Consider the following 23,062-nt stretch of genomic DNA (forward strand, 5'->3'; position numbering starts at 1 on the left):
ATCTCCTCCTTTGCTCTGCACTAGCGAATTCAATAGCCGTACAGGCCACTTCCTTCCCGTTCCCGCACCCAGACCTGCATGAAACCAGGCTCCCTGTTGTCCCAAGCATAATAGGGGATGAACCTGAGCGGCCTGCCGTCTGCATCCCGGCTCTGCAGCACCGTCACCCCGCCCAGCAGCTCCGGCAGATGCTTCACCCGGAACCTCGCTCCGGCCGGCAGGGAGAAGGCATCATAGGAACTGCCGGGATGGTCCGTCTGCTCCAGACAATATACAACGGGTCCCCGCTGCACGGCAACCCTCCCTCTGTCCGCCTCCACCTCCGGTCTGGCCCGCACCTTATTCACGGGCAGCTCCAGCTCAAGCACCACCGTATCCCCCGGCGACCAGTTCCGCTCGAGCACCATATACCCCTGATGCGTCAAGGCTTCCGCCTCCCCGATGCTGATGCCTCCTGCCTCCACCCGGTACCCGCTGCACCACTCCGGCACCCGCAGCCGGATACTGAATTCGGCGCTTGCAGCAGGGTTCACCTCAAGCTCTATCCGGCCATCCCAGGGATAACGGGTGCTTAGCTTCAGCCTGACGCCCAGCCCGCTGGCAAGCCTAAGCTCCGCTTCGCTGTTCATATATTGATTCACCGCCAGGCCATCCTCTGTAACAGCATAGGAGTACTGGCCCAGGGATGGCAGAAAGCGGGCCAGATTGGTCGGACAGCAAGAGGTTTCAAACCATGGGACACGATGATGCCCGCCCTGGGAAGCCAGCGGATTCTCATAGAAATATTGATCCCCGGACAGGGAGATTCCCGACAAAGCGCCATTATACAGCTCACGTTCTACCACATCGGCATATTTACCGTCCCCGAACGTCAGATTCATCCGGTGATTCCAGAACACCATGGCAATGGCGGCGCAGGTCTCGCAATAGGCTGTCTCATTAGGCAGGTCATAATCGGAGGTGAAGCCTTCATTGTGCCTGGACGGCCCGATGCCGCCCGTTACATACATGTTGCGCTCAACCGTATGTGTCCAGACCCTGTGCAGAGCCTCCGTATAAGCGGAATCTCCTGAAGCATGGACAATATCCGCCATGGCCGTATACAGATACATGGCACGGACGGCATGGCCGGTGACCTGCTTAATCTCGCGGACGGGGACATCGTCCTGGCAATAGGCCGGTCCCCACTCCGGATTATCCCAGATCGCGCCAACACCATAGCCATGGCCTCGCTCCTCCAGCAGCCAGAGTGCCAACTTCCAGTAGCGCTCACTCTGCGTCACGCGGTACAGCTTCACCAGTGCCAGCTCGATCTCCTCATGCCCCTCCACCCAGTGCCGCTTGCCGGGGCCGAAGACCTCGTCAACATGATCGGCCAGACGGCAGGCCACCTCCAGCAACTCGCGCTTGCCGGTGGCTGCATAATAGGCAACCGCCGCTTCGATCAGATGGCCGCCGTTGTACATCTCGTGCTTCTCCATGTCTGTCCACTTGCCCTGGGGATTCTCCAGGGTAAAGTACGCACACAGATAGCCGTCTTCTTCCTGCGCAGCCGAGATCAGCCCGATGATCCGGTCAGCCTCAGCCTCCAGCGCCGCATCCCGCTCTGACATCAGCGCATAGGCAATGCCTTCAAGCACCTTGTAGACATCTGAGTCGTTATAATATTTGCCTTCGTAATGCCCTTCCAGCAGTCCTGCTGCCTTGGCGAAGTTATTGATGCGGCCGGTCTCCTCACATTTGGACAGGCAATCCGGCAGCGTGGTCTGCCTCAGCACCTTCAGGCGCGGCTTCCAGAACTCGTCATTGATAGTTACACAGGTGAAGGACACATCTTGCCAGGCATGAATCTTCGCTTGTTGCTCTGCCATTTCCGTTCCCCGCCTCCTTTATCCTTTTAATCCCGTTAAGGTTATGCCCTCCAGGAAGTAACGCTGTCCGGCCAGAAACACAATGACACAAGGCAGAACGACAGTGGCCGAGGCCGCCATCAGCAGATCCCACTGCGCGGTATAGGTGCCCTGGAACATTTGCAGGCCCAGCGCGAGGGTGAACCATTTGTCGCTTTTCAGATAGATCAACGGTCCCATGAAGTCATTCCAGGAGGCCAGGAAGCTGAACAAGGCCACTACGATAATCGCGGAACGGCTTAGGGGAAAGATGATCCGGGTATAGATCTGCCAGTAATTCGCCCCGTCCACATAGGCAGCTTCATCGAAATCGCGCGGAATGCTCAGATAGAATTGCCGGAGAAGGAAGATGTTGAAGATTCCCCCGCCGAAATAAGCGGGCACAATCAGCGGATACAACGTATCGTAGAACCCCATCATTTGCCAGCCCAGAAAGCTTGGGATCATCGTCACCGCCGCCGGCAGCATCATGCTGGTCATCAGGACCGCGAACACCGCATCCCTGCCCTTCCAAGGAATCCGTGAGAATCCGAAGGCTCCGATGCTGCTCGTAATTACGGTTCCCACCAGCACGGTGACCACGATGATGAGCGTATTCTTGAAGAAAACATCGAACGGCAGCACCGTAAGCGCCTTATGGAAATTGCCCCATTGAAACGGCTTCGGTATCCATTCGGGGGGCATGGTGAATATTTGCGATAAATTCATCAGCGAGCTGCGGATCAGCCAGACAAACGGAATGATGAACATACAGGAGATTAGGATCAGCGCCCCGTAACCTGCGGTAAGTGAAAGCTTCGATGGCCTCAAGCCCGGTCCCCCCCTTCGTAATACACCCATGACTTCGAGGTTCTGAAGACGATGAAGGTGAAGAACAGAATAATGACGAACAAGATCCAGGCCAGCGCGGACGCATACCCCATCTCGGCATCCCGGAAGCCTGTTCTCCACAAATAAAATACATAGAACAAACTCCGGTTATTCGGTCCGCCCTGCGTCAGAATGTAGGCTTCGTTGAAGACCTGGAAGGAACCGATAATCGTCATGATTGTATTGAAAAAGATTGTCGGGGTGACCATCGGAACCGTCACATGGCTCAGCTTACGGAACCAGCCCCCTCCATCCACCTCAATGGCCTCATAATACTGCCGGGGGATGCCGGATAGTCCGGCGAGGAAAATAATCACCGTGCTGCCGATCCCCCAGAGCGTGGTAAGTACGACTGAGGGGATCACGCTGCCTTCCCCGTACAGCCAGTTGCTGGTCGGCAGATGCAAGCGGCTCAGCAGCGAATTGATGAGGCCCAGGTCAGGGTTAAGCAGCCACATCCAGATCATGGCCGAGGCCACCGCCGGAACAATACTCGGCAGGTAGATGATCGTACGGAAGATAGCCCTTCCCTTCACATTGAGATTCAATAGCAGCGCGATCCCGAAGGAGAGGAGAATCACCGCAGGCACACGCAGTATGACGAAATAGAAGGTGATCCCCAGCGATTTATAGAACAGCTCATCTTCACCTGAGAACAGCCGCAGGTAATTATCCAGACCGGTGAAAGCGGTCTGCTCTTTGAACACATTATAGTTAGTCAGGCTGAGCACCAGGCTGGCGATCATGGGACCCAGCGTAAAAATGGCAAACCCAAGGATGGCGGGGGCGGTGAACAGCAGCCCGTAGAACATTCCTTTTCGCATACTGGCCTCCAGTCTTGTTGATTATTCCTTGATATCGCGCCGTCCCTTAATCTGGGCCTGGACCTTTGCCGCGATGGAGTCCATCGCTTCCTGGGCAGTCTGCTGGCCGAGCCACACCTTATCCAGCGCAGGATTGACCAAGTCCATAATATTGTTGAAATTCTTCACATAGCCGGTCGGGGTCTGATGCCCTTTGGTCAGAATCACATCGACAATGGCTTCCTTATAGCCGGACGGTCTGGCGTCCAGATTCTCCGTCCATTTGGCCAGTAGCGCAGGATCGGTGTACCAGTCCTTGGGAGATGGCATCCAGGTTCCGGCTGTAAGCATGTCAATGGAGGCTTCGGGATCGAGCAGCGCCTTCAGCAGCTCCCAGGTCTCCTGGGGATGCTTGGTGGATTTGAAAATGGAGAACATGCCGCAGACCACGGTGGTGACCGGCTCCTTCATTACAGGCATGACCCCGACATTGAAGTTGAAGTTCGACTGGGCGAGGCCTGCGCTTGCCCATTGCCCGTCTACAGTCATCGCCACCTTCTTGGTCTGGAGCGCTACATTCGTTGCCGGAATATTCTTGGACTGCACGGGTGAAGGGGAGACATGATGCACATTCATCAGATCGGATATTTTCTGAAGGGCTTCCACCGCCTCCGGCTGGTTCAGCCCGAAGGTTTTGCCGTCCGCTGAGATGAAATCCCCGCCGTTGGAATAGATGAAGTTGCTGTACACCCCCCACCAGGTGGAGATATTTGCTCCATATTGCTTGATTCTGGTCGGATCGAAGCCTTCCTGGTCCGCTGTTTTGCCGTTCATGTCCACCGTCAGCTTCTTGGCCACCTCAACGAATTCATCCCAGGTCCAGGCATCCGCCACATTCGACGGAGGAGGTTCAATGCCGGCGTCCTTGAAGATATCCTCATTGTAGAACAAGGCGAAGGATTCGGGGCCGGGGCCGATTCCGATAACATTGCCCGGCTCCAGGGAATAGGTAATATTGGGAACCAGTGTATCCGGACTGATATCGGCATCCGTATCCAGGAATTCCTGAAGATTATAGAATTTGCCCTGCTCCGCCATCGGAAAAGCAATGGTGCCCGATTCCATCATGGCAATGTCCGGAACATCATTCCCGGCGACCATAGTCGTCAGCTTGGTATCATAATCGGCGGCAATATGCTGAAGCTCGACCTTAACGCTCGGATGCTTGGCCTCGAAATTCTGAATCGCTTTTTTATAAGGAGCCACTTCCTCCGGTGAGCCCCAGACCGTCATCCGCAGCTTAATATTCTCCTTCGATCCGGAATTCCCGGAAGATGCGGAAGTGTCAGGGCTTGCAGTATTAGACTTCGAGCACGCAGACAGCACGGCGGCAAGCATCAGAACCAGAGCCAATGTGATGAAGACTGATTTCCTGGGTTGCGACATATTCGGAAGCCCCTCTCGATTTCTAAGTTCAACGGGTTCATAGCTGCAGTCTATGATGTCTTTATTATAAAATATAAGATAGCGCTTACATAACCCTAATCTCTTTGGATTGGTGGACCGGGATTGGCTTATAGCGGCAAAGTAATCACTACCTTCGTGCCTGCTCCCGGAGTCGAGAAGATGGATATCCCGTACTCGCCGCCGTAGGTCATCTGAATGCGGTCAATAGTATTCTTAATACCCACAGAGGAAGACTTCTGATACAGAATTCTGTGTACCGTCTCCGCACTCATGCCCCGGCCGTTGTCGGCCACCTCGTAATGCCGGGTTCTGCCGTTAATCCAGCCGCGGATTCCAATGAGTCCTCCAGAGCCGGTCTGATCGAAGCCGTGAAGAATCGCATTCTCCACAAAGGGCTGGAACAGCAGTCTCGGCACATCGTACGCCAAGAGCTGCGGGTCCATATCATACTCCACGGTGAACTTGTCCTCGAAGCGGATCGACATAATATAGAAGTAATTACTCATCCAGCTCATCTCTTCGGACAACGGTACGGCGTCCCATGTCTTCCGGGAGGTATAATGCAGCATGTTGGATAGACAGACAAGCATCCTGCTAAGCTCCTGCTGATCATTCTCAATTGCCGTCCAGTTCATCACATTCAGCGTATTATACAGGAAGTGCGGATGCATCTGCATATTCAGCGCCTGTATCTCAGCCTCTTTCTCCTTCAGCTTGATCTCGTAATTCTCCGTCACCAGCAGCTGAATCCGGTCATTCATCCGGTTGAAGCGCTGCGTCAGCACGCCGAACTCGTCATGGCTCACCACATCCACGCGGGTCTGGAAATCTCCCTCGCCCACCGATCTCATTGCGCTGAGCAGCCGCTTGATGGGCTTAGTGATTTTACCTGCAATGAAATAAGCGAAGATCAGAGCCACAATCCCCATCACAACAGCCAGTACAGTAATAGATGTCCGGATCACCGGCACCAGGCTGCTCACCAGCCCTGCCTCCGGTATCCACACCACAGACATCCAGCCGGTCACCTCCGAACGGTCGAAGCAGACGATCACCGCTTCGCCGTCCAGCTTCATTCTCCGTGCCCCGCTGTTCTCCCGCTGCAGCTTGTCCAGTCCTGCCTCCTTATAGATCTGTGCAACCTGACCCGGCTCACTGCTGGCGACTACCCTGTCCTGCGGATCAAGCACCATGTAGCGCGAGTTCCCCGGAAGGCTGTCTGCATACAAGGATTTAAGCACCTCGGATTTGAAGCTTATGGCAAGTACGGGGCGTTCCACTCCGGCATCCATTTTAGCAAGCTTCGTATTGCTCAGATAGGTGAAGTCCAGCAGACGTGTAGCCGAGAAGAGATAACGGAACTCCAGATTTCCGCCTTGCAGATAGGGCTGGTTGAACATGGACGCGAACTCATAAGTCGGTATCCACACCAGCTTCCCTCCCGCCTGCCGGGCCATACGGTATATATCCGATTGCGTCGGTTCTCCTTGAGGCAGGGGTTGTCCGAAGGTGAAGTAGGAGGTCCATAGCTGGTAGGCAAAGATATCCTGGTTCTGGGAAAAGGTTTTGCCGAGCACAGCCGTCACCTGCCGGTCGGCTGCGAACAGCTCCGCTTCATTCGCGGGGTCCAGCTGGTTGAAGATGCGGAACAGATCCTTATCGAGGAACAAGGACATGCTGTTCTGGTCCACGATCCGCAGCTTGGTGTCCATGACTTCATTATTCTTCCTGACAATCTCATATACATTCTTCTGCGCCTGCTCTGTGATAATCTTCAGGCTGGTCCGGTAGAATAAAGCCCCCAGAACGAGCAGGGGAATGGCGATCAACAGAATATAGCTGGCCAGCAGCCGGTAACGGAAGGTGATCTTCATGCCTCACGTTTCCTTTGCGACAGCGCATGCTTATAGGCTTTGGGCGACATGCCGTAATACTTCTTGAATACGCGGCAAAAATATTTCGTATCCTGAAATCCGCATTCCAGGGATATCTCATATATTCGGAGCGGCTCCCCGGCAAGCAGTACCTTGGCCCGCTTCATCCGGGCCGCCGTCACATGCTCCGAGAACGTTTTTCCCGTCCTGTTCTTGATCAGTGTACTGAAATAGGAAGGGTTAAAATGGAAATGCTCAGCTGCCCGCTCCAGTGTAAGCTCCTCCTTCATATGCTGCTGTATCCAGCTTAGGCATTCAGCGATCATGCTCTCCCCCTGATCCTGCCGGGATACGGTTAAGGCCAAATGCGCTTCCCGGAGTGCCTGCCCCAAATGGGCCACCAGCTCCGGGTACGAGCGGCATGAGCGGATAAGCATCGTAGCCGTACCGGTCAGCATCTGCTGCGCTCTCTTATCCAGAATGTCCTGATGCTCACTCCGGATCTGCAGCAGCATTAGCGATGCCTGCTCCTTTAGCAGCATAGGGCTGGCATGTCCACCGTCTGCAAGCTGGCAGAGGGCTTCCACACAAGCTTCCAGAACAAGCGCAGCATCATCCATTTTCAACGCCTCATAGACCTTGCTCCAGTCAGGAACGGCCTCGCGGGAAGAAAACCTGATCTCATCTGAAAACAGCAGCCCCTGCCGGAAATCATAGAAGTTGTAACTGTTGGCCGTTCTGGCTGCCAGATAGGACCGCGGCGCTTCCTCCCGGAGGGAACGGCATTCCGGGCCAATCCCGTGGGTGAGCTGTCCGGTATGCGCCCAATCCGCCGCCAAGGAACGGGCAATGGACCGGGCTTCTTCCCGCTTGTCCCCGGTAAGGGCTTCCAGGGAAATCAAGGTAACGGCGGCAAGAGAGCCGTCCTCCGTCATCCCGCTCAAGGGAATGGTGATGGCTTCCCCCCACCTGCCCCAGGCCTGCTCCAGAGCACGGATGAACACGCCGCTGTCCTGCCTCTCCCCGCTATCCTGGCAGGAGTTCAGCTCCGAATACACAGCGACACCGCTCTCCCGCAGCCAATCATAACCGTCCAGCTCCGCCAGCTCGGCCAAGGACGCACTGCCGTTCAGCCAGGACAGCATGAGCCGGTTCAGGTAGGCGGAAGAAGCGAGCTTAAGCCGGTGCTGCATTTCTTCCTCTTCACGGCGCTGCCTCTGTTCCGCTGTCAGCAGAAGGTCGATCCGGCTTAGGACATCCGCTACCTGGTCAATCTCCACCGGCTTCAGCAGGTAATCGTAAGCCCCATAATGAACTGCCTTCTGCGCATACTCGAACAGATTGTAAGCGGATACCATTACGACCTTGGTCCGGATACCTTCAAGCTTAAGCCGTTCCAGAAATTCAAGCCCATCCATTCCGGGCATACGGATATCAGTCAATATAGCTTCCGGGCGGTGGGCTTTCACCATTTCCATAGCGGACAAGCCATCCTGCACCGCCACCACCTGATCCTCCGGCCGAAGGCGTCCGATCAGATTGACCATCCCTCTAAGATGTCTGGGCTCATCATCCACGATCAATATTCTCATTATGCTAGCCCCCCAAGATTGGCTTACAGCCCCTGTCAGCCGCAGTGTTGCCCTTATTATAGAAGCCATTCCGGTTCATTCCTAGTGGATTCATATTGGAAAGGTGGATTTGAATTGAAAAATATGAGCTCAATCCTGAAAACAAGTAGAAAAATGTAGCTTAATTACTCCACTTCTGGCGGTTACAGGACAATAAGTGGATTAACAGCATCTGCTAATACCGTTCTGACCACTAGTGGAGAAATTACGAAAATTTAAATGCTGTTTTTCCAACTCTTGTCGCAATATCCGCCATTCGTCCATTAACAAGTGTCCTAATTCCACCCACTTCCCTCATCGTCCTCATCGCACCGGCAGCCTGCCAACTAATTCCGAACTTTATCCGCATTAGCCTGTATCAACCTCTCCGGCACAATAAAAAAAGACCCCCATTTAGCCATTAAATGACCACAGGAGCCCTTACCCCGACATTATCCCCGCTTCTCCCCTACTCCGGCCCATCCCCCGTATTTCCGCTTCCGCTTTCCGCATCCGGCGCATTGTTGCTGCCTGATGCAGGCGAGGGGCTCTCCCCGCTGCCCGCATGTCCGCCTGATCCGCCCGAGCCTGAACTGCTGTTGCCGCCGCCTGAAGGCGTGCCTTCCGCGCCGGTGCTGCTTTTCTCCGTACTCAGCGAAGGGGCCGGGATGGCGATGCCCGGGGCGCTGCTGCCGTTCTCGCCGACAGGCTTGCCCTGATTGTCATAGTAGTACATCGGAACGTCACCGACTACCATCAGGTAGGAGACGGGGATCTCTGTGTCCACCACCTGCGGCTCCATGTCAAAGGGGATTACGACCGCTACCTCGGTCACAATGTGAATATAGACCTCAACCAGAATCATATTGATTCCGGCATTTTGCTGCCGGGTATTCAGCTCCACCTTCACGGCCCCCTGAGGTTCGATCTTGATCGGAATATCGGGTCCAAAGGAGGCAATCAGCGGGCTGCCAAGCGCCTGGCCCAGCGGAATACGCTCGCTGCGGTTATGCAGTTCCTGCAGTGTGGACTGTATCACCTCGGCGGCTTGCGAGGTAATCCGCATATGCTCCTTATAGTTGAGCATGAAGCCGGAGATTTTGCCGCTCTTATCCGTCTTCCAGTCAATCAGCGCCTCAGCATTCCCGCCGTCCGCCACCTGGGACGTAATTGCCTTGTTAATGGATTCCGTAGCGATCTGCTTCACCCGGATCTGCGCCAGATGGAGAATCGGCGGCTTCAGGTGCTGCTCCACATAACGCAGCCCCTGCAGCACCGCCAGAAGCAGCAGCAGGCTCAGAACGATCCAGAATCTGCCCCGTCTGCGCGGCTTCCGCCCCTTGTCCCCGTCAGCTTCCTGCCGCTTCCCGTCCCTGCTGCCGAACAGGCGGAACCCGCCGCCCCCGCGCCCGGCCTTGCGCCAGACCCGCTGGCCCGGAGCGCCCGCTGTTCTCCCGGACGGCTTCGCTGTCCCGTAATCCGCTCCGCTCCCGTCCAGCCGGCCGCCGGACCTGGAGGGCTTCGCCACGAAGCCCCCGCTCCGTCCCCAGCTCCGGCCAGGCAGACCCGCGCCGGGTCTTGAAGGCTTCGCTTCGAACCTTGCTCCCGAACCCGCACCCGGCGGCCGGATTCCCGCTCTGGACGGTTTGGCCTTGAAGGCCTGGCGGCGCCCGACCGGCCCCCTCAGACCGCTTCCGCTGAAGTCCGGCAGCCGCAGACGCCCGAAGAGCGGTACGCCTGCGCTCCGTTTCCCCCATTTTCTGATTCTGCCCATGCCTGCAGTCCCTCCCGACATTCCTGCGGTCAAGCCGCTCCCTGTACTAATAGGCTATTCGGCGCACACGCAAAATAACCCCACAATGTGGGGTTTCCGCTTTGATATATCTGGTCCATTCTGAGGGTTGTCTCCCTCACCGCCGCTTGTACGGAGCAGCATTGTTGCAATTCTTGCAGGATTTCTCGAAATTTGTTACTGGCTGTGGCCACATGATATTCGCTTTTACTCATACATCCGCCCACACGCCTTCGCACTCGCCATTGTATTCGGTTTTTCATACACATGTTGGTTTCTCTTCCAGATAATTCACATAATCCTCCTCCCAACCCTATCCCCACCATAAAACAAGAACAAAATGCCTGCGGCATCCCCATTGTGATCGGTTTTTCGACCATATCCGGCCCACACGCCTCTGCCGCACCGATTGTAGCCGGTTTTTCGACCACATCCGGCCCACACGTCTCTGCCGCACCGAATGTAGTCGGTTTTTCGACCACATTCGGCCCACACGCCTCTGCCGCACTGAATGTAGTCGGTTTTTCGACCACATTCGGCCCACACGCCTCTGCCGCACTGAATGTAGTCGGTTTTTCGACCACATCCGGCCCACACGCCTCTGCCGCACCGAATGTGATCGGTTTTTCGACCACATCCGGCCCACACGCCACTGCCGCACCAAATGTGATCGGTTTTTCGACCATATCCGGCCCACACGCCTCTGCCGCACCAAATGTGATCGGTTTTTCGACCATATCCGGCCCCGAATATAGTCATCCTGCCGATGCTCCAAGACACTTACCCCCAACTTTATGCACAACTTATCCACATCGGACGCAAATCATAATTTCCTAATCCACAAAAAAAAAGAACATCCCCGCGGCAGCACACCGCAGCAACGTTCTTCTAATGCCCCGCCCGCTTGCGCTTATCCTCCTGAAGATGCCCCCAATGCAGCCGGACAAAGATAGCAAGCAGAATCAGCATAAATACGCCATACCACAACAGAAAACCGTTCCAGTCCTCACGCGGGACAATGAGCGAGGAGCTGAGCGTACCGAACAGCCAGATAAAAGACAGATTGCCGAGCACCGTCCCCCAGACAAAAGCCGCCGGCTTCATCGGAGACACGGCTGACATCAGGTTGATGATATTGCTGGGCACAATCGGAATCGTACGCAGCAGCACCAGGGTCCAGATGCCGTATCGGTCCAGATAGGTCTGCCATTTCTCATACTTCTTGAGCTTGTAGCCCCATTTGCGGTCGAACCAGTCGAAGAGATAGCGCCGGAAGAGAAAATAGACAATTACCGCGCCCAGGTTGCAGGCCAGCCAGCTGACAGCCATCCCGCCGATCACTTCGAATACAGAGACATGCAGCACAATCAGAATCGCCAGGGGGAAAAATCCGAACAAGCTTTGCAGCACGGCGAGCGGAAAGGTAGCAAAAACAATATACGGGCCGCTAAGTCCCAGACTTTGCAGCAGCCAGTCAATCCAGGCATTGATGATCTCGGTCATAGAGCGCTCTCCTTCCCTGACTCTTAGCAGCATGTAAAGGAACCGCTCATTAATGTTGAAGAAAAACACCCCTTGCGGGGTGTTTATTGAACATCTAACTATAGATTCTGCGACATAAGCGTACAAGTTACAGAATTGTTGCTTATTTTCTCCCATCATAGCACACATCGGTCATCGCCGCCAGATCACTGAACCCTACAGAGTTCACTTAAGCAGAGATACCAGCCGTCCACTCATTAACCTTGGCTTCATTACTCTCTACCCATTCCTTGGCCGCTTCTTCAGGCGATTGTCCGCCCTGAATCTTGACCATAACCTGCTCCATATCCTCTGCGGTCCATTTGAATTGGCTCAGGAACTTGTGCACATCCGGCATATCTTCCTTCAGACCTGAGCGGACCATGGTATGAATCTGCTCAGCTCCGCCGTAGACATTCTTCGGATCGTCCAGGTACTTGAGGTCCATGTTGGCGAACATCCAGTGCGGAGTCCAGCCGGTGACCACAATCGGTTCATTCTTGTCAAAAGCCTTCTGCAGCTCCTGCGCCATTGCCGCCGACGAGCTCTCCAGCAGCGTATAATCGCTCAAGCCGTAGGCTTCGAGCGCTTTTTCCGTGGCCGTCATAATTCCGGCCCCCGGCTCAATTCCGATAATCCGCTTATCGAGCGTTGCCGCTACTTCCGCATTATTCAGATCTTCAATGGAGTTGATCTCCATATAGGCGGGAACGGCAAGCCCGGTCTTCGTTCCATCCAGATTCACACCGGCATCCTCAATGTCCTTGCCGTATTTCTCCAGATAAGAGGCATGCGTGCTTGGCAGCCAGGCGGCTACCATGGCGTCTGCGCTTCCGTCAGCAATCCCGGCCCACATCGGCCCGGCATCGACCTGCAGCATCTCCACCTTCACGCCGAGCTTCGTTTCCAGCACTTCCTTGACTACGTTAGTACTGGCGATCTCGGAATCCCAGGCCACATAAGCCAGCTTCACCGTACTGTTATTATTGGACGAACAACCAGCTACCAGAATTACTGCCATTAGCAGCATCAGCAGGACCAGTGGTCTGCGCTTTATCAATTGGATTCTTTTCATATTAATCATACACTCCTATTCTTGTGGTTTGGATTTGAAGAGCTTCTGGGTCAGACGATCCAGCAGGATGGCAATAATAACAATCGCAATCCCCGCCTCGAAGCCCGCACCCGTCTTCGCCTGTGATACTGCACGGTATACATAGGCACCTACACCCTGGGCACCGATCATGGACGAGATGACGACCATAGACAGCGAGAGCATAATCGTCTGGTTAATCCCGGCCATAATAGTCGGGAGCGCGATCGGCAATTGCAGCTTGAACAGCTTCTGCCCTGCGGTTGAACCGAAGGCATCCGCCGCTTCCACCAGCTCCGGTGAGACCTGGCGAATCCCCAGGTTCGTTAACCGGATGGTTGGCGGAATCGCAAATATAATAGAAGCAATGACGCCGGGAACAACGCCCAGCGAGAAGAACGACACGGCTGGAAGCAGATATACGAACGCCGGCATCGTCTGCATGAAGTCTAAGATAGGGGTGGCAATGTTCTGGAAAGTCCGGCTCTGTGCACACAGCACTCCGAGCGGAACCCCGATCACTACAGCCAGCAGAGAGGCTGTCAGTACCAGGGCCAGCGACTGCATCGACGGTCCCCACAATCCAAGATTGTCAATCAGGAGCAGTCCGACCACCGCAAACAGCGCCATCCGCCATTTGCCGATCCAGTAGGCCAGAGCTGCGATCAGAAGGGTCAGCACCATTGCGGGCAGGAAATTCAGCGCCGCATCAATCCCGCTCACCATTCCGCCAATCACAGCATGAATGATATCAAATATAGGGCCGAAGTAGGTCGTGAGCCAATTTTCAATCCATTCTACGCCCTTTCCGAGCGGTATTTTGGGTAAATTCATGAACCAATTCCTCCTTCAGGAACCGCGTTACCGGCCAGGGCAGACAACACGGCCCCTTTGATAACAATGCCCTTCAGCTTCTCGCCTTCCCCCACTACAGCAACGGGCAGATGCGTCTCCGACATCAGCTCGAACAGATCATTCAGCAGGGTATCCGGCTGAACCCGGGGAATGTCGCGCAGCATCACATCCAGAATACTGCGGTTCTCCTTCAAGGCCTGTGAGGCATTATCCGCTGTCAGCAGACCTTGCAGCCGCATCTCATTATCTGCGACATACAGGCTGGAGACCCCGCTGTCCCGCATGAGCTGCAGGGCTACCCGGGGACCGCGTTCCGGGCGGATCATCTCCGGCTGGCGCATCACATGGGAAGCGGTCAATACTTTGGACAGATCCACATCCTCCACGAAGCGTTCCACATATTTGTTCGCAGGCTGAATCAGAATTTCTTCCGGCGATCCGATCTGGACAATGACCCCGTCCTTCATCAGGGCAATACGGTCCCCGATCCGCAGCGCTTCATCCAGATCATGCGTGATGAAGACAATCGTCTTCTTCACTCTGGATTGCAGCTCCAGCAATTCCTGCTGCATATCCTTGCGGATCAGCGGATCAAGCGCACTGAAGGCTTCATCCATCAGCAGAATGTCAGGATCATTGGCCAGACCGCGCGCCAGGCCGACACGCTGCTGCATGCCTCCGCTGAGCTGATCCGGGCGGTGGTTCTCCCAGCCCTTCAGCCCTACAAGCTCAAGAGCCTCCATGGCCAGCCGGGTTCGTTTGCTTTTCTCCACGCCCTGGACTTCCAGTCCGTATTCTGCGTTAGCCAGCACACTGCGGTGCGGGAACAGTGCGAACTTTTGAAAGACCATGCCGATATTCTTCCGCCGGAATTCCCGAAGCTGCTCCGGATTCATCTTGACAACATCCTTACCCTTGAACAGCACCTGTCCTCCGGTAGGCTCAATCAGCCGGTTCAACAGACGGACAAGCGTGGATTTACCACTGCCCGACAATCCCATAATGACAAATATTTCTCCCTCTTCAATGCTGAATTCGGCTTTATTCACACCGACCGTCAGCTTGGCTTCCCGGGCGATCTTTTCTTTGGACCAGCCTTGTTCTAATAATGGAAGCGCCCGTGCTGCATCATGACCGAATACTTTGGTTAACTGTTTCACCTCTATAATTGCCATGTTGACCTCCTTCTCTCCTTTTACTTTCGGGTTAACGCTACTGACCTAGTGTAACGGACTTACGAAAAAATACGCAAAGCTCATATTCGCTAAGAATTGAGTGTACAGTTTTAACTTTACGTACTTTACGTATAGAATACTCTGTTTAACGCCGGATTCCGTTCCGGATGAATTCTTTACTTCTTGCCGGGGATTTGATTACAATACACTAGGAGAGACATGCAGAATGTCAGCCTATTCCTCAGGAGGGACATCATGAACGATTTAGAGGGGCTTTTGCCCGAGCAAATAGAAAAAATCAGCAAAGCCCGTGAACGGGTCATCGACTCTATCGGCAAAAATATGGATTTATACGGCATCACCCTGTCCATCGGGCATTTATACGGTTACATGTACTTTAATGAGGGCCCGGTTACACTGGATGAGCTAAGCAGCACCATGGGCATGAGTAAGACCTCCATGAGTACTGGAGTACGTACACTGCTTGATTTGAAGATGATCGATAAAGTCTGGGGCAAGGGCACCCGCAAGGATCTGTTCGAGGTGGTTCCCGACTGGCATCAGAACTTCAGCGATTACTTCTCTATTAAATGGAGAAAAGCAGTTGAAGGGAATATGACCGCCCTTAACAAATCACTCGCCGAAATCCGGCAAATGAAAATCGATTACGCGGACGAGCCCGACCTATCGCGCCTGCTCCACACCGACGAGCTCAAGATTGAAGAAGCCATTAAATATTACCGCTGGCTGCTGAAGCTGATCGAAGCGCTGGAGACCGGCAAGATCTTTGAATTAATCCCTAAAGAATAATATCAGCTATTGGCGTTCAAACTATTCTGCTCATGCTGAAAAGGCTGTTCCAAAAGGGGATGTTCCATAAGCCATGAAATGGCAGGGACACCCCGTGTTTTGGAGTTGGATGGACGTTTGCGCTCGGTGAGGACGCTCCGCGAACGAAACGTTGTTACAATCGCTGTGCTCTCCAGATTTTTTTCATTCCCCTATTCGGTGAAAATCCGGAGACCAAGGCGACCGCTATCGCTTCTCCACAATCGTTTCGTCCTCTCCACTGTTTAAGCAGGAAATGGAACTACCAAAGACTTCAAGGGAACCTAGCCTCGCATACATTTGAGCCATCGCCTACGTTTGAGCACAATGTATGCTGTTTTCCGCATACATTCGGGCCATCACATGCGTTTGAGCACAATTTATGCTGTTTTCCGCATACATTCGGGCCATGCGCCTGCGTGTGAGCACAATGTATGTTGTTTTCCGCATACATTTGGGCCATGCGCCTGCGTTTAAGCACAATGTATGCTGTTTTTCACTTTCATTTGATCCCATATGATGCTTTATCAGGGAAACTATAGTTTCCATATAAGTATCAAAACGGCCGCGACCCTTTAATTCAAGGATTGCGGCCGTTTTCGCATGCTGATGTGCTGTCTTTCGGCAGTTATACTTCCGGCAAATCACACCATCTTTCGTTAGCTTACGGGTTCTCGATCAGACTGACATCATCGATGTAGATATGATTGCCTGCTTCGATAGCCGCATTCGTCTCTGCGCTGTTTCCGGGATTCAGCCCCAGCAGAAAGACCAGATGAACCCCTGCATCCGTTCCGCCGTTCATGGTGAAGGTGTAGCTGAAGCGCTGCATTTCGCCAGTTAATGAAGCGGCGGTTGTCTGCAAATATTTCGTATAATCTCCTCCGAAATGCTCGACTGCTACTTCAATCTGCCGGTTGATATCCGAACGGGCGCTGAAGGCCAAGGTATAGCTTTTACCCTGAGTCAGCTTCAAATCTCTGTAATCTACCTGAGCGGCGTAGTTGGCAGATCCCGTGAAGCCCAGCGACACCTCAAGCTCCCCATTCTGGACTGCGGCATTTCCGGTGCTCTCGAAGTACTGGGTCCAGCCTTTAAGGGCCGGCTGCGCATCGAATGTGCCGTTATCCAGTGTGCCGCTGGCAGGCTCGGTGTCCGGTCCGTCTGTTACCTTTCTAAGCACGATATCATCCAAAGAAATCGTATGCGCCGTATGGTTCGCCGTTTTATCTTCACCCAGCGTGGCGCCGATCAGATAGTTCAGCTTCAGCGGATTGGCGTTCGTCACACTGAACTGAGTGCTGTAAGTCGCCCATGTGGCTGTAATGTCGAACTTCGCCTGAGCCGCCTGGGCAGAGGTTCCGCTATATTCCACGATAATCTGCCGGGGAACGGTAGATTTCGCTCTGAAGCTTAGCTCATAGGTTGCGCCAGCTTCCAGCGGTATTTTCTCCTGATAGAGCTGGGTGTGCCAGGCTTGTGACCCGGCCGCCGTGATCAGCACCTCCGCTGCTCCGTTCACCACTTGGAAGGACGAGACTCCGCCTTCGCCGGACCAGGTGGACCAGCCCGAGCTGCCGCCGGTGAATGATCCGTTGACGACCAGATTGTTATCATTCGCCAGTATAGTCTGAAGCACACTAGCATTGACGTACCCTTCGGCTTCCACGGTAATGTTATAGCTTCCCTCTGCCGGGAAGGCGGCAGGCTGAATTGTGATTGCTCCCGACCCTACATTGTACAGCTCCGCCGCAAGCGTGACGCCGTTCACTTTAAGAGACTTAATGCTGCCGGACCATTCTGCTTTCGGGATGAAGGTAAGCTCAATCGGCTGTGATACCCGGTTGGCTGTGGAATCTGCGAGCAGCTCCTGCGGCTTCGCCGGGGCATCCTTGATCTCGAATCGCACATTGTCGATGATGATATCATGACTTTGCGGAACGCTCACACCCCCTACCTTGCCAAGCAGGAATTTCAGCGAGAGCATATCATTCGCCCCCTGCCGGAATTCGAACCGGTAATGCTTCATCTCTGGTGTCAGCTCCACCGTCTTATCGATGGAAGGGGAATAGCTCGCATTCTCTGCCTTCACATTCATCTGCCGGGCCACGCTGGCACTGGCATCGAATTCAACCACATAATCGAGGCCCGCCGCTGCCTTGAGGTTATTCTGGAAAAGCATCACCGAATACGCCTGATTGCCGGTATTCGTAATGCTGAATTTGGCTGCTCCATCCACCGCAGCGGCAGTGCTCTGGCCGCCGTCTTCTGTCAGCAGCCGCTCCCAGCTCGTAAGCCCGAAGCTGAAATCCCCGTTCAAGAGCGGGTAATAGGTCAGATCAGGATCATAATAGGAGCTGGTGCGTACCAGCGCGAATTGATCCAGAAAGACCGTTCCTGCTGTCCCGTCAAGCCGCAGTACGAATTGTCCAAGATGATCCGTGGCCCCCGCGAGATTCTTGAACAGCGCTTCAACCTGCTGATGTCCTGCATTCAGCTGAACCGGCTCCGAAGCATAGACTACGCCGTCATTGCCTTGCAGTTCGACTACAGCTGTCCTTGCGGAGAAGCTATCGGCCTCGAAGGTCAGCTTATAATCCTGGCCTTGCACCAGGAAGATTCCCTTCTGTTGCAGCGTAACCTCGCTGCCGCCGGTGTCTGCGTCTGTAATGTCCAGCTTCAGGCGGCCGTCAGCCTCAACCCGCGGAGTAACCTCCGCACCTCCTGAAGCAGCAATATGCCAATAGCTCATCCGGTCCGGTTCTCCCAGATCAAAGCTGCCGTTGTAGAGATGGTTGCCGCTGCCGAGCGGCGCCTTGGCGCTGTCTTGATCGAAGGGAATGCTATCGATTTCTTCAAGCCGTGCATTGCCAAGCCAGACCGGAGAAGCATTGGTCCCCAGATTGAACTCAATCCGCGCAGCATTGTCCGAGCTCTCCTTCATCTGGAACATCGTCTCGTAATGCTGAAGCTGCGGGGTCAGCACCGCCTTGAATGCCGGGGAATAGGACGGGAAGCCCAGCGGCGCGCCACCGGTCAGCCGTGCTGTGAACTCCCTCGCCGTATCTGTTCTGGCGTCGAAGCTCAGCTTGTAAAATCTGCCCTTTGCCAGCGAGACAATGGCTTGCGGCTGAATCGAATAGGTGTTGCCGCCTGGCTTCAAGATGTTTACCTTGAGCAGATTCACGCCGCCTGCCTGCTCCAGAGACAGAGCCGCATCCGCGCCTTCATCTTTGTAGAGTACCCAGTGGGCTGTATTCGGGATGCCCATCCCCGGATCTCCCTCCACCTGCTGCGTGAATCCGCTGTTATAAATGAAGTTCCCATCTGCCAGCGGCGGCTTCGCTCCCTCCAGATAAGGCTCCTTCGCCAGCTCCACCGGTACCGGCTGCCGGTATTCGCGTCCGGTCAGCTCATAGATTCTGACATAGTCAATCTCCATGGAACTCGGAAATACGGTCTCATCCGTAGGGTTACCGTCAAAGTTGCCGCCGACTGCCAAATTCATCAGCAGGTGGAACTTCTGGTTGAACGGTGCCGGATACGCATTGATAGCCGGCTGTCCGCTGCTCTTGCTGTACCAGTCATTCTTGGTCGAGAACAGCACCCCGTCCACATACCAGCGGATCTCTCCCGGCTCCCACTCAATGGAGTAGGTGTGGAACTCTTCAATGGTGGAACTGCCAGGCAATACATACTCCTTGCCGGAATAGACATTATCCGGCCACTGGGAACCATAATGGATCGTTCCGGCAACCACATTCGGACGGCTGCCCCAGCCTTCCATAATATCCAGCTCCCCGGAGGCCGCCCAATTGCCGTACACATAATTCTCCGGCAGCATCCAGATCGCCGGCCACAGCCCCTTGCCAGCCGGAGCTTTTGCCCGGATCTCGAATTTGCCGTACATTTTGCTGTACAAGCCATTGGTCTTAATTCTGGTGGAAGTGTACGGCTTGCCGCCTATTGCCTCCTTGCGTGCGGTAATGATTAGCTTACCGTCCTGCTCTTTCACATTCTTCGGATCATTGGTGTAATATTCCAGCTCATTATTGCCCCAGCCCGGATTCCCGACAGCGGTGCCGTCTCCGAGATCATAGGTCCACTTCGCAGGATCAATGACATTGTCATCGAATTCATCATTCCACACCAGACTCCACGGATCAGTGCTCGGCGCGGGTGTTGACGTGGGTGTCGGCGTCGCTGTCGGTTCCGGCGTAGGCTTCGCTGTCGGTGTCGGCGTCGGTGTCGCTGTTGGCTCCGGCGTGACCTCTGGTGTTGGTACTGGCGTCGGCTCCGGCGTAACCTCTGGCGTCGGTGTTGGCGTCGGTGTCGGCTTCGCTGTCGGTTCCGGCGTAGGCGTAACCACCGGAGTCGGCGTCACTTCCGGCGAAGGAGTGACAGCCGGTGTAGCCGTCGCTGTCTCTCCGCCACCGGCGGCCACAGGCGGCTGGCTGGCCTGCGGCGAGGCCAGATTGAGATTGCTGCGGCTGCCTGGCATGAGAACAATGCCCCCGGCCGTTACAGCCTCGGCCTGATTCAGCACAGTACCTAAGCTACCGCTGCCTGTAATTGTAGTGCCCCGGGCACCGGCTGTAAGGAGCAGCTCAGCCACCTGCGCCTGATTCATCAGCACCAGCTTGCCGGGAGTGCCCCAGATCAGCTTGGATAGCTTGCCTGACAAGCTCAGCGTGAGGTTGCCTCCGGCCGCATCAGCGGTGGATACAACCCCATAATTGCCAATAAGAGTGACCGTCTGCTCACCTGCCGGGAGGACAACACCAGCGAATCCCTCCCCGGTAAGCGCAGCTTCTTCAAGGATAGCACCGGAATCAAGATGTACCGTTCCGGCGGATGTTGTCCCGCTGGCAACGATGCGGACACTGCCCTTCGGCTTCGCCACCTGCACAGCCCCAAGGCTGCTGTCCGTAAGGCTCACGCCCTGCCCTCCACCGCCGCGAATATAGGTTGTGCCGGTAACCTGCACCCCCTGAAGCCGGATCACTCCTTCCCCGATCCCCTCGGTAAGATAGAGATTTCCTTCTATGATAGTGTCCCTCAGTGTAATATCCTCATGGCTCAGCACCACATTGCCCTTCACCTTGCCCAGCTTCACTTCCCCGGCGGCGGAGCGCAGCTCCGGCACCAGTGTATCCGCCAGCTTCGCCAGCTCGGCACGGGTGATCCTCCCGTCCGGCTTGAATAAGCCTCCGGGATAGCCCTGCATATAACCGGCTGCCGTAAAAGCATCCGCCGCAGCGCTAACTGCACTATCGGCTCCCGCCAGGTCGCTATACCTCCCCTGCGCTTGACGCTCTGTCTCCAGCCTCAGTATCCGCTGGAGCGCAAGGACCGCCTCCCCGCGTTTCAGCGGAGCCGCAGGTTCGATTCGCTGATGTGCGTCTTCACTCAGATACCCAGCTGCTACCGCTTTGGCGATATCGTCCTTGTACCAGGCCGCCGCCGGGATATCCGCCGGTAGCACAGCCGCCATATCCTTATAGCCGAATATACGGTTGACGATTGCCGTGAATTCTGCCCGGGTGACCTGCTGCTCCGGCCGGAAGCTGCCGTCCCCGTAGCCGGAGATCACCCCGCTGCGGCTCCAGCGCTGCACCGCATATGCCGCCCAGCTGCCCTCTTTTACATCGGTAAACGCTTTCAAATCATTAGCAGCCAAGCTCCCGCTCTGCAAGGCGGCTGTGGTCTCCGCAGACGCTGTCAGTCTGCTCTGAACAGACTTCGCCTCAGCCCCGCCGCTGCCCAGCGGCGATAGAAGTCCCGTTACGATGACAGCGGCCGCTAACAACGCTGATATATTTCTTTTCATTCCGTGTATGCCTCCTCAGGATTAGAGTCTCCTCTTACCGCATTTCCATCGCCCCGCTGCCTTCAAGTTGCTCTCAGCTCAATCTAAAGTACTCTCAGGCCCCCTGACCGAAATCGGTTTCGATTTTCTCCGTGCCATTCCTCTAAACGCAATTAACCTTTGACTTGTTTCGGCAAGTTGAATAGACTCTAGAAAGGACTGCTGTTTGACAGCAGAGAGTGTCCAAGTGAACGGTCAGTAGCCTTGAGAAACCCTGGCATACCCGTCTTTTGGCCCTGTTATAACTATGAAGCGGGGGTGAGCATAGCCATGCAAATGAATATCAAAAAAATCGCCGAAATGGCCGGGGTCTCTGTATCGACTGTCTCCAAAATCATGAATAATTACAGCGATGTTTCCGAAAAAACGAAACGAAGAGTGCTCGAAATCATCGAACAAACCGGATATACCCCCTCAAGCTCCGCCAAGACGCTGGCTACCAAGAAATCGAATCTGATCGGGGTTATTTTTGCCGGTGAGCTAAATGTGGAATTTACCCATCCTTTTTTTGTTGAGGTGCTGAATTCGTTCAAGAAGCAGATGGGGGTTCTGGGGTATGATCTGATTTTCTTCTCGAATGAAAAGTTCATTAACAGCGGCGATTACTACTCGCGTTGCCTGCATTTCCATGTGGACGGCTGTGTCATTATCTCGGGAGAACAGATGGAGCCTGCGATACAGGAACTCGACCAGAGCCATATTCCCTGCATCGGCGTTGACCTGGAGCTGACCGGCAGGAAATCCGGCTATGTCATGTCAGACAATTACCAGATTGCTTCCAAAGTGGTGGAGCATTTCTACCTGCTCGGACACCGGGAGCTTGGTTTCATAGGCAGCAGAGCGGATTCGGATATCTCCAACCGGCGCGAAGCAGGGTATGTCAGAGCCATTGCCGGCTTCGGCCTGGTCATGAATCCTAAGTGGTTCGTGCATGGTGATGATTTCTTCGAGCCCAGCGGGTATGCAGCAATGAACTCGTTAATTGCATCAGGAGATTTGCCAAAAGCGGTCTTCGCCGCCTCCGATCTCCTCGCCCTCGGTGCAATCCGCGCCTTGAAGGAGCAGGGTCTGCGTGTTCCTGAGGATGTAGCCATCATCGGCTGTGACGATATCGAGGCCTGCCAGTATACCAGCCCTACGCTGACTACCATCCGCCAGAACAAAGAACGCCTGGGTGTGCTCGCCGCCCATATGCTGTTCGATCTCATCAATAACCAGTCTGAGGGTGGCTCGTTTGTGGTTGAACCGGCGCTGATCGTCCGTGAATCCTGCGGCAGCGGGCTGAAACACTTGAACCGCTGAACGCCTAAACCACCGGATCGCCGTAACGCTGAACTTCTGCCTCTCCCGGATTTGCCCTGCGATCCCTCCCCTCCAGCTCAGAACTTCGCTTGG

15 protein-coding genes are annotated in these 23,062 nt (G+C 54.8%); 2 read left to right on the forward strand and 13 right to left on the reverse strand.

The features are described 5' to 3' along the window. Positions 1-29 precede the first annotated feature (29 nt). The 12 genes from NST69_RS25435 to NST69_RS25490 form a co-directional block, all read right to left on the reverse strand. Positions 30-1,871 carry a beta-L-arabinofuranosidase domain-containing protein gene (locus tag NST69_RS25435; protein ID WP_340980260.1) on the reverse strand — a complete coding sequence of 614 codons (1,842 nt, stop codon included), beginning with the start codon at positions 1,869-1,871 and terminating at the stop codon, positions 30-32. An 18-nt stretch (positions 1,872-1,889) separates the two neighbouring features. After that, positions 1,890-2,660: a carbohydrate ABC transporter permease gene (locus NST69_RS25440; protein WP_235192084.1), complete on the reverse strand. Its 771-nt coding sequence runs from the start codon at positions 2,658-2,660 to the stop codon at positions 1,890-1,892. A 56-nt stretch (positions 2,661-2,716) separates the two neighbouring features. Beyond that, entirely contained in the window at positions 2,717-3,604 is an 888-nt protein-coding gene (locus NST69_RS25445; protein ID WP_036732595.1) for a sugar ABC transporter permease, read from the reverse strand. Positions 3,605-3,625: 21 nt separating this feature from the next. Beyond that, positions 3,626-5,029, reverse strand: a complete 1,404-nt coding sequence (locus NST69_RS25450) for a sugar ABC transporter substrate-binding protein (RefSeq protein ID WP_340980261.1) — start codon at positions 5,027-5,029, stop codon at positions 3,626-3,628. A gap of 128 nt (positions 5,030-5,157) precedes the next feature. Next, positions 5,158-6,924, reverse strand: a complete 1,767-nt coding sequence (locus NST69_RS25455; protein WP_340980262.1) for a sensor histidine kinase — start codon at positions 6,922-6,924, stop codon at positions 5,158-5,160. Beyond that, on the reverse strand, positions 6,921-8,516 hold the full coding sequence (locus NST69_RS25460) for a response regulator (RefSeq protein WP_340980263.1): 1,596 nt from the start codon (positions 8,514-8,516) through the stop codon (positions 6,921-6,923). Before NST69_RS25460 ends, NST69_RS25455 begins: the two co-directional genes overlap by 4 nt. Positions 8,517-9,003: 487 nt before the next feature. Next, entirely contained in the window at positions 9,004-9,840 is an 837-nt protein-coding gene (gene yunB, locus NST69_RS25465; RefSeq protein ID WP_340980875.1) for a sporulation protein YunB, read from the reverse strand. Between the two features lie 497 nt (positions 9,841-10,337). Further along, entirely contained in the window at positions 10,338-11,063 is a 726-nt protein-coding gene (locus tag NST69_RS25470) for a hypothetical protein (RefSeq protein WP_340980265.1), read from the reverse strand. Positions 11,064-11,214: 151 nt separating this feature from the next. Further along, entirely contained in the window at positions 11,215-11,829 is a 615-nt protein-coding gene (locus NST69_RS25475; protein ID WP_339251004.1) for a VTT domain-containing protein, read from the reverse strand. 208 nt (positions 11,830-12,037) lie between these two features. Next, a complete protein-coding gene (locus tag NST69_RS25480) occupies positions 12,038-12,922 on the reverse strand; it encodes a glycine betaine ABC transporter substrate-binding protein (RefSeq protein ID WP_340980266.1) in 885 nt (294 codons plus the stop codon). 15 nt (positions 12,923-12,937) lie between these two features. Next, positions 12,938-13,774, reverse strand: coding sequence for a proline/glycine betaine ABC transporter permease (locus tag NST69_RS25485; protein ID WP_036732574.1), 837 nt, complete (start codon positions 13,772-13,774; stop codon positions 12,938-12,940). Continuing rightward, entirely contained in the window at positions 13,771-14,970 is a 1,200-nt protein-coding gene (locus NST69_RS25490) for a glycine betaine/L-proline ABC transporter ATP-binding protein (protein ID WP_036732571.1), read from the reverse strand. The genes NST69_RS25485 and NST69_RS25490 overlap by 4 nt, the downstream gene beginning before the upstream one ends. A 255-nt stretch (positions 14,971-15,225) precedes the next feature. Between NST69_RS25490 and NST69_RS25495 the strand changes: the two genes are divergently transcribed. Then, positions 15,226-15,780 (forward strand): transcriptional regulator, encoded by a 555-nt coding sequence (locus NST69_RS25495; RefSeq protein ID WP_036732568.1) that lies wholly within the window; start codon positions 15,226-15,228, stop codon positions 15,778-15,780. A 682-nt stretch (positions 15,781-16,462) separates the two neighbouring features. On the opposite strand, the gene NST69_RS25500 is transcribed toward NST69_RS25495, so the two are convergent. Beyond that, positions 16,463-21,628 (reverse strand): carbohydrate binding domain-containing protein, encoded by a 5,166-nt coding sequence (locus NST69_RS25500; protein ID WP_340980268.1) that lies wholly within the window; start codon positions 21,626-21,628, stop codon positions 16,463-16,465. A gap of 315 nt (positions 21,629-21,943) precedes the next feature. Between NST69_RS25500 and NST69_RS25505 the strand changes: the two genes are divergently transcribed. Further along, on the forward strand, positions 21,944-22,969 hold the full coding sequence (locus NST69_RS25505) for a LacI family DNA-binding transcriptional regulator (RefSeq protein WP_340980876.1): 1,026 nt from the start codon (positions 21,944-21,946) through the stop codon (positions 22,967-22,969). Positions 22,970-23,062: the final 93 nt, after the last annotated feature.

This window comes from Paenibacillus sp. FSL P2-0089 (assembly GCF_038595095.1).
Lineage (GTDB): Bacteria > Bacillota > Bacilli > Paenibacillales > Paenibacillaceae > Paenibacillus_AQ > Paenibacillus_AQ silagei.